Raw genomic sequence first — 7,450 nt, forward strand, 5'->3', positions numbered from 1 at the left:
GGCGGCGTTCGCGGCGCTGCTGACGCGGCTGGGCGCGGGGACGGACGTGCCGGTCGGGTCGCCGATCGCGGGCCGGACCGACGAGGCGCTGGACGACCTGGTCGGCATGTTCGTCAACATGCTCGTCTTCCGCACCGACACCTCCGGGGACCCGTCGTTCCGGGAGCTGGTCGCCCGGGTGAAGGAGACCGACCTCGCCGCCTACGCCCACCAGGACGTCCCGTTCGAGCGGCTCGTCGAGGTGCTGAACCCGCCCCGTCACCTCGCCCGCCACCCGCTGTTCCAGGTCGGGCTGACGTTCCAGAACAACCCGGCGGCGCGGCTGGAGATGCCCGGCTTCGCCGCCGAGGTGGAACCGCTCACCGCCGGGGTCTCCCGCTTCGACCTCCTGATGATCCTCACCGAGCGGGAGGACGGGCTCGACGGCGAGCTGGAGTACGCGCTCGACCTCTACGACCCGGCCACCGCGCGCGCCCTCGTCGAGCGGTTCGAGCGGTATCTGGAGTCGCTGCTCGCCGACCCCGACGCCCCCATCGGCGCCCCCGACGTCCTGTCGCCGCGGGAGCGCTCGCTGGTCCTTGGCGACTGGGCGGGCGGATCGGCGCGCCCTGCCGGACGGGCCACGATCCCCGCGCTGTTCGAGGCGCAGGCGGCGGTTCGTCCGGGTGCTGTGGCGGTGTCGTTCGAGGGTGTGTCGTGGACGTATGGGGAGGTGAACGCGAGGGCGAATCGTCTGGCTCGGCGGCTGGTGGAGCAGGGGGCGGGGCCTGAGCAGTTCGTGGCTTTGGCTCTGCCGCGTTCGGCGGAGCTGGTGGTGGCGATCCTCGCGGTGCTCAAGGCGGGGGCGGCTTACGTTCCGATCGATCCGGACTACCCGCAGGACCGCATCGCCTCCATGCTCGAAGACGCCCACCCGGTCCTGACCTTGCGCCCCGAGGACCTCGCCGATCTGGACGCGTCCGGGTACGACGACGGCGACCTCGGCATCGCGATCTCCCCGGACCACCCCGCGTACGTGATCTACACGTCGGGTTCGACGGGGCGTCCGAAGGGTGTGGTGGTTCCGCACCAGAATGTGGTGCGGTTGCTGCGTTCGACCGAGGAGTGGTTCGACTTCGGTCCGCAGGACGTCTGGACGCTGTTCCATTCGTATGCGTTCGACTTCTCGGTGTGGGAGCTGTGGGGTGCGCTGCTCTACGGGGGCAGGCTCGTCGTCGTCCCCTACCTGACCTCGCGTTCGCCGGACGACTTCCTCGCTCTCCTGGACAGGGAGCGGGTGACGGTCCTCAACCAGACCCCGTCGGCCTTCTACCAGTTGATGGCGGCCGACAAGCAGAACCCGGGCAGGGACCTCGCCCTGCGCTACATCGTCTTCGGCGGTGAGGCGCTCGACCTGGGGCGCCTGGAGGACTGGTACTCCCGCCATGACGAGAACGCGCCGGTCCTGGTCAACATGTACGGGATCACCGAGACGACCGTGCACGTCTCGTACGTGGCGCTGGACCGCGCCTATGCGGCGACCGCGCCTGGCAGCGTCATCGGTGTCGGCATTCCGGACCTGCGCGTCTACGTCCTGGACGGTCGTCTCCAGCCGGTCCCGCCCGGTGTCGTCGGCGAGTTGTACGTCGCGGGGCCGGGTCTGGCGCGCGGGTATCTGAACCGTCCCGGCCTGTCCGCCGAGCGGTTCGTCGCCGACCCGCACGGCGAGCCAGGCACCCGCATGTACCGGACGGGCGACGTGGGCCGGTGGCTGGCCGGAGGCCGTCTCGAATACCTCGGGCGCGGCGACCGGCAGGTGCAGCTGCGCGGCTTCCGGATCGAGCCGGGCGAGATCGAGTCGGCGCTGGTCCGCCACGAGGCGGTCACGGACGCCGCTGTGATCGTCCGGGACGACCGGATCGTCGCCTACGTGGCGGGCAGCGGAGCCGATGCCGCCGAGCTGCGCCGGTTCGTCGGCAGGGAACTGCCCGACTACATGGTTCCGGCGGCCGTCGTGGAGCTGGACGTTCTGCCGCTGACCTCGAACGGCAAGCTGGACCGCAAGGCGCTTCCTGCGCCGGACTTCGGGGCGAAGGTGTCGTCGCGGGCGCCGCGCACCGAGCAGGAGGAGACGCTCGCGCGCCTGTTCGCCGAGGTTCTGGGGTTGGAGCGGGTCGGGATCGACGACGGGTTCTTCGACCTGGGCGGCGACTCCATCATCGCGATCCAGCTCGTCTCCCGCGCCCGCCAGTCCGGCCTGGTCATCACGCCCCGCGAGGTCTTCCAGCACCAGACCGTCGAAGAACTCGCCGCCACCGCCGAACCGGTCGGCGAGGGCAAGGAGATCGAGGCGGAGGCGCCGGGCGCCGGGGTCGGGCCCGTCCCCATCACACCGATCATCGCCTGGCTGCGCGACCGGGTGGGCGGCGACGCGTCGCTGATCAGCGGATTCCACCAGGCGATGCTGCTGCGCACCCCGCCCGGCCTCGGCGCGGAGCGGCTGGCCGCCGCGCTGGCGGTCCTGCTCGACCACCACGACGTCCTGCGCCTGCGCCTCGACACCGGCGGCGGCCGGTGGCGGCCGGTCGTCCGCCCGCCGGGCTCGGTCGACGCCGCCGCCCTCGTCACCCGCGTCGACGTCGCGGGACTGGACGGCGACAAGGTCCAGGCGGTCGTCGCCGAGCAGGCCGCCGCCGCCCGCGACCGCCTCGACCCGGCCGCCGGGACGGTCGCGCAGCTCGTCTGGTTCGACGCCGACCGCGAGCAGGGACGCCTCCTCGTCGTCCTGCACCACCTGGTCGTGGACGGCGTGACCTGGCGCATCCTGCTGCCCGACCTCGTCACCGCCTGGGCCGGGGGAGAACTCCAGCCGGTCGGGACGTCCTTCCGCCGCTGGGCGCAGAAGCTCACCGCCGCCGAGCGGAGCGCACAGGACCTGGAGGACTGGCTCGACATCGTCGACGGCCCGCCGCAGAAGCTCGCGGACCGCCCGCTCGACCCGCGCGCGGACATCGCGGCCCGCGCCCGCTCCCTCACCCTCGACCTGCCCGCCGACGTGACCGGGCCCCTGCTCACCGAGGTCCCGGCCGCGTTCCACGGGCGCGCCAACGACGTGCTGCTCACCGGCCTCGCCGTCGCCGTCGCCCAGTGGCGCAGGCGCCGCGGCGGGCGCGGCACCGGCGTGCTGGTCGACCTCGAAGGCCACGGCCGCGAGGACTCCGTGCCGGGCGTGGACGTTTCGCGCACGGCCGGCTGGTTCACCTCGATCCACCCCGTCCGGCTGGACGCAGGGGGCGCGACCGGCGGCGCGGCCGTCAAGAAGGTCAAGGAGCAGCTGCGCGCCGTCCCGGACGTCCTCGGCTACGGCCTGCTGCGCCACGTGGACGGCGACGAGGAGCTCGCCGAGGTCCCGCGGGCGCAGATCGCGTTCAACTACCTCGGCCGGATCGCGGACGGCGGCGACGGCGGCGACTGGACGCTCGCGCCCGAGGAGCTGCCCGCCGGGGAGGACCCCCGCATGCCGATGGCGCACGCCCTGGAGGTCAACGCCCTCACCCGGGACCTGCCCGCGGGCCCGGTGCTGTCGGCGACCTGGACATGGCCCGGCGGGCTGCTGGACTCCGCCGACGTCCGGGAGCTGGCCGAGGGCTGGTTCGCGGCGCTGCGCGGCCTCGTCGCGGACGTCGCCGGCGGCGCGGCCGGCGGGTTCACCCCGTCCGACCTGCTGGTGGAGCTGGACCAGGGCGAGATCGACAAGCTGCAGACCGCGTGGAGGCAGAAGAAGTGAACCGGGGCGACCTCGAGGACATCCTGCCGCTGTCGCCGCTGCAGCAGGGCTTCTTCTTCCACGCCCTCTTCGACGCCGGCGACGGCGACGTCTACACGGCCCAGCTCGTCCTGGACCTGGAGGGCCCCCTCGACGCCGCCGCGCTGCGGACCGCCGCCGAGACGCTGCTGCGCCGCCATCCCAACCTGCGCGCCGCGTTCTGGCACGAGGACCTGTCGCGGCCCGTGCAGGTCGTGCCGCGCACCGTCGCGCTGCCGTGGGAGGAGATCGCCGCCGACGGCGCCGGGGCCGACGCCGTCGTGCTGCGGGAACGGGCGCGCGGCTTCGACATGACCGCGCCGCCGCTGCTGCGGTTCGTCCTCGTCCGCATGGGCCCCGAGCGGTACCGGCTGATCTTCACCAACCACCACATCCTGCTGGACGGCTGGTCCACGCCGATCATGGTGACCGAGCTGTTCCTGCTGTACATGCAGGGCGGTCACGACGCCGGGATGCCCCGCGTCACCCCCTACAAGAACTACCTGGCCTGGCTCTCCCGCCAGGACCGCGCGGCCGCCGAGGACGCCTGGCGCCGCGCGCTGGACGGCGTGGAGGAGCCCGGACTCGTCGCTCCCGCGGCCGCCGCCCGCGCGCCCGAACCCCCCGAGCGCACGACCACCGCGCTGGACGAGCGCGCCACCCGCCGCCTCACCCGCGCCGCCCGCCGCCACGGCGTCACGCTGAGCACCGTCCTGCAGGGCGCCTGGGGACTCGTCCTCGGACGGCTCCTCGGCAGGGGGGACGTGGTGTTCGGCGCGACCGTCTCCGGCCGTCCCCCCGAGCTGCCGGGCATCGAGCAGATGATCGGCCTCTTCATCAACACGCTGCCGGTCCGCGTCCGGTACCGGCTGGACGAGCCGCTCGGCGCGCTGATGGAGCGGCTCCAGGACGAGCAGACCGAGCTGCTCGCCCACCACCATCTCGGCCTCACCGACATCCAGCGGGCGGCGGGCCACGGCGGCGCGCTGTTCGACACGATGACGGTGCTGGAGAACTACCCGTTCGACCCGTCCTCGATGGACGGCTCCCTCAACGGCGTCCGCATCGCCGGGGCCGACTCCTACGACGCCACCCACTTCCCCCTGTCCTTCGTCGCCGTCCCGGGCGAGAGCCTCTCGCTCCGCCTGCACTACCGGCCCGACGTCTTCGAGGCGCCCGCCGTGGAGGCGCTGCTCGCGCGCGTCCGCCGCTTCCTGGAGGCGTTCGCCGAGGACGCGGACCAGATGATCGGCGCAGTGGACCTCGCGGACGGCGCCGAACGAGCGAACCTCGCCGCCTGGAACGACACCGCCTGGAACGACACCGCCGCCGACGCTCCGTCGGGCACCCTCGCGGCCCTGTTCGAGGCCCAGGCCGCCCGCACCCCGGACGAGACCGCCCTCGTCTGCGGCGACGCCCGGCTGACCTACGCCGAGCTGAACGCGCGCGCCAACCGCCTCGCGCACGAGCTGATCGCGCGGGGCGTCGGCCCCGAGGACCGCGTCGCGCTCGTCCTGCCGCGCACCCCCGAGATCGTCGTCGCGATCCTCGGGGTCCTGAAGGCGGGCGCCGCGTACGTGCCCGTCGACCCCGAGTACCCGGCCGATCGCGTCGCCTCCACGCTGGACGACTGCCGCCCGGTGCTGACCATCACCGCCGGCGACTTCCCGGACGCCGCGGGCCGGCCCTCCCACGACCCCGCCGACGGGGAGCGGGTCCGGAGCCTCCGGGCGGACAACGCCGCCTACGTCATCTACACGTCGGGATCCACCGGACGCCCTAAGGGCGTGACCGTCCCGCACTCGGGCGTGCTCAACTACTTCGAGGCCCACCGGGACGCGTTCTTCGACCCGCTCGTCGAGTCCGCCGGCGGCCGCCGGATGCGGTTCGCCCACCTGGCGTCGTTCTCGTTCGACACGTCCTGGATGGGCCTGCTGTGGATGATGTACGGCCACGAGCTGCACCTCATCGACGACGAGACCCGCCGCGACGTGGAGGCCTACACCGCGTACGTGGCTCGGGCGCGGATCGACCTGGTGAACACCACCCCGTCGCACTTCATCTCGCTCCGCGAGGCGGGGCTGCTGGACGCCGACGGCCGGCACCGGCCCTCGCAGCTCCTCCTCGGCGGCGAGGCGATCAGCGAGAGCCTGTGGACGGAGCTGCGGGCCGTCCCCGGCCTCACCGCCCGCAACTTCTACGGGCCCACCGAGTCGACCGTCGACACCATGAACGCGGCGGTCGCCGACAGCGACCGCCCGACCGTCGGCGCGCCCCAGCGGGGCACCCGGGCCTACGTGCTCGACCGCGCGCTCCAGCCCGTCCCGGCCGGCGTCCCCGGCGAGCTGTACCTCGCGGGCGCGCAGCTCGCGCGCGGCTACCACGACCGGCCCGCCCTGTCCGCCGAGCGCTTCGTCGCCGACCCGTTCGGCGCGCCCGGCGACCGCATGTACCGCACCGGCGACCTCGCCCGGTGGCGGCCGGACGGGACGGTCGAGTACCTCGGCCGCGCCGACGACCAGGTGAAGATCCGCGGCTTCCGGGTGGAGCCGGGGGAGATCGAGAACGTCCTCGCCGGATGCCCCGGCGTCGCGCGGGCCGCCGTCGTCGTCCGCGAGGACCGCCCGGGCGACCGGCGCCTCGCCGCCTACCTCGTCGGGCCCGGCGTCGACGCCGCCGCCGTCCGGCGGTACGCGGCCGAGCGGCTCCCCGACTACATGGTCCCCTCGTTCACCGTCCTGGACGCGCTGCCGCTCACCGTGAACGGCAAGCTCGACCGGGCCGCGCTGCCCGCGCCCGACGCCGGCGCCGCCGCCGGCCGCGCGCCGCGCTCGCCCTGGGAGGAGATCCTCTGCGGCCTGTTCGCCGAGGTCCTCGGGGTGCCGAGGGTCGGCGTGGACGACGGCTTCTTCGACCTCGGCGGCGACTCCCTCACCGCGACCCGCCTCGTCAGCCGGATCCGCTCCGCGCTCGGCGCCGAGCTGCCCGTCCGGGCGCTGTTCGAGGCGCCCACCGCGGCGGGCCTCGCCGGACGGCTCGCCGAGGCGGACGGGGACGTCCGCCCGCCGCTGGTGCGCGCCGAGCGTCCGGACGTCGTCCCGCTGTCGTACGCGCAGCAGCGGCTCTGGTTCCTCAACCGGTTCGAGGGCGCCCCCGCGGCGTTCAACATGCCGATCGCGCTGCGCCTGGACGGCGCGCTCGACCTCGCCGCGCTGCGCGCCGCGCTGGCCGACGTCGCGGCGCGCCACGAGCCCCTCCGCACGATCTTCCCCGACCGGTCGGGGACCGCCCGGCAGCTCGTCCTCGACCCCGCCGACGCCCGCCCCCGCCTCGACGTCGCGGAGGTGGAGGAGAGCGCGCTGCCCGCGGCGCTGGCCGCGACGGTCGGGCAGGGCTTCGACCTGTCGGTGGAGCCGCCGCTGCGCGCCCGCCTGTTCGCCCTCGGCGGCGGCGCGCACGTCCTCATGCTCGTCCTGCACCACATCGCGGCGGACGGCTGGTCGATGGCGCCGCTGGCCCGGGATGTGATCCTCGCCTATGCGGCGCGTGCGGAGGGTCGGGAGCCGCAGTGGTCGGCGTTGCCCGTGCAGTATGCGGACTACACGCTCTGGCAGCGGGAGTTGTTCGGTTCGGAGGATGATCCGGGCAGCTTGATCTCGCAGCAGA

Annotated in this window: 2 protein-coding genes; both read left to right on the forward strand. The window is 74.1% G+C overall.

Annotation, left to right across the window (positions count from 1 at the left end; all coding sequences use genetic code 11):
* Positions 1 to 3,766 (forward strand): amino acid adenylation domain-containing protein (locus ABD944_RS41825; protein ID WP_345187750.1); only part of this gene is annotated, 3,766 nt, incomplete at its 5' end.
* A partial coding sequence (locus tag ABD944_RS41830; RefSeq protein ID WP_345187752.1) for an amino acid adenylation domain-containing protein occupies positions 3,748 to 7,450 on the forward strand: 3,703 nt, incomplete at its 3' end. The genes ABD944_RS41825 and ABD944_RS41830, both read left to right, overlap by 19 nt.

The organism is Actinomadura verrucosospora (assembly GCF_039540335.1).
Classification (GTDB): Bacteria; Actinomycetota; Actinomycetes; order Streptosporangiales; family Streptosporangiaceae; genus Spirillospora; species Spirillospora verrucosospora.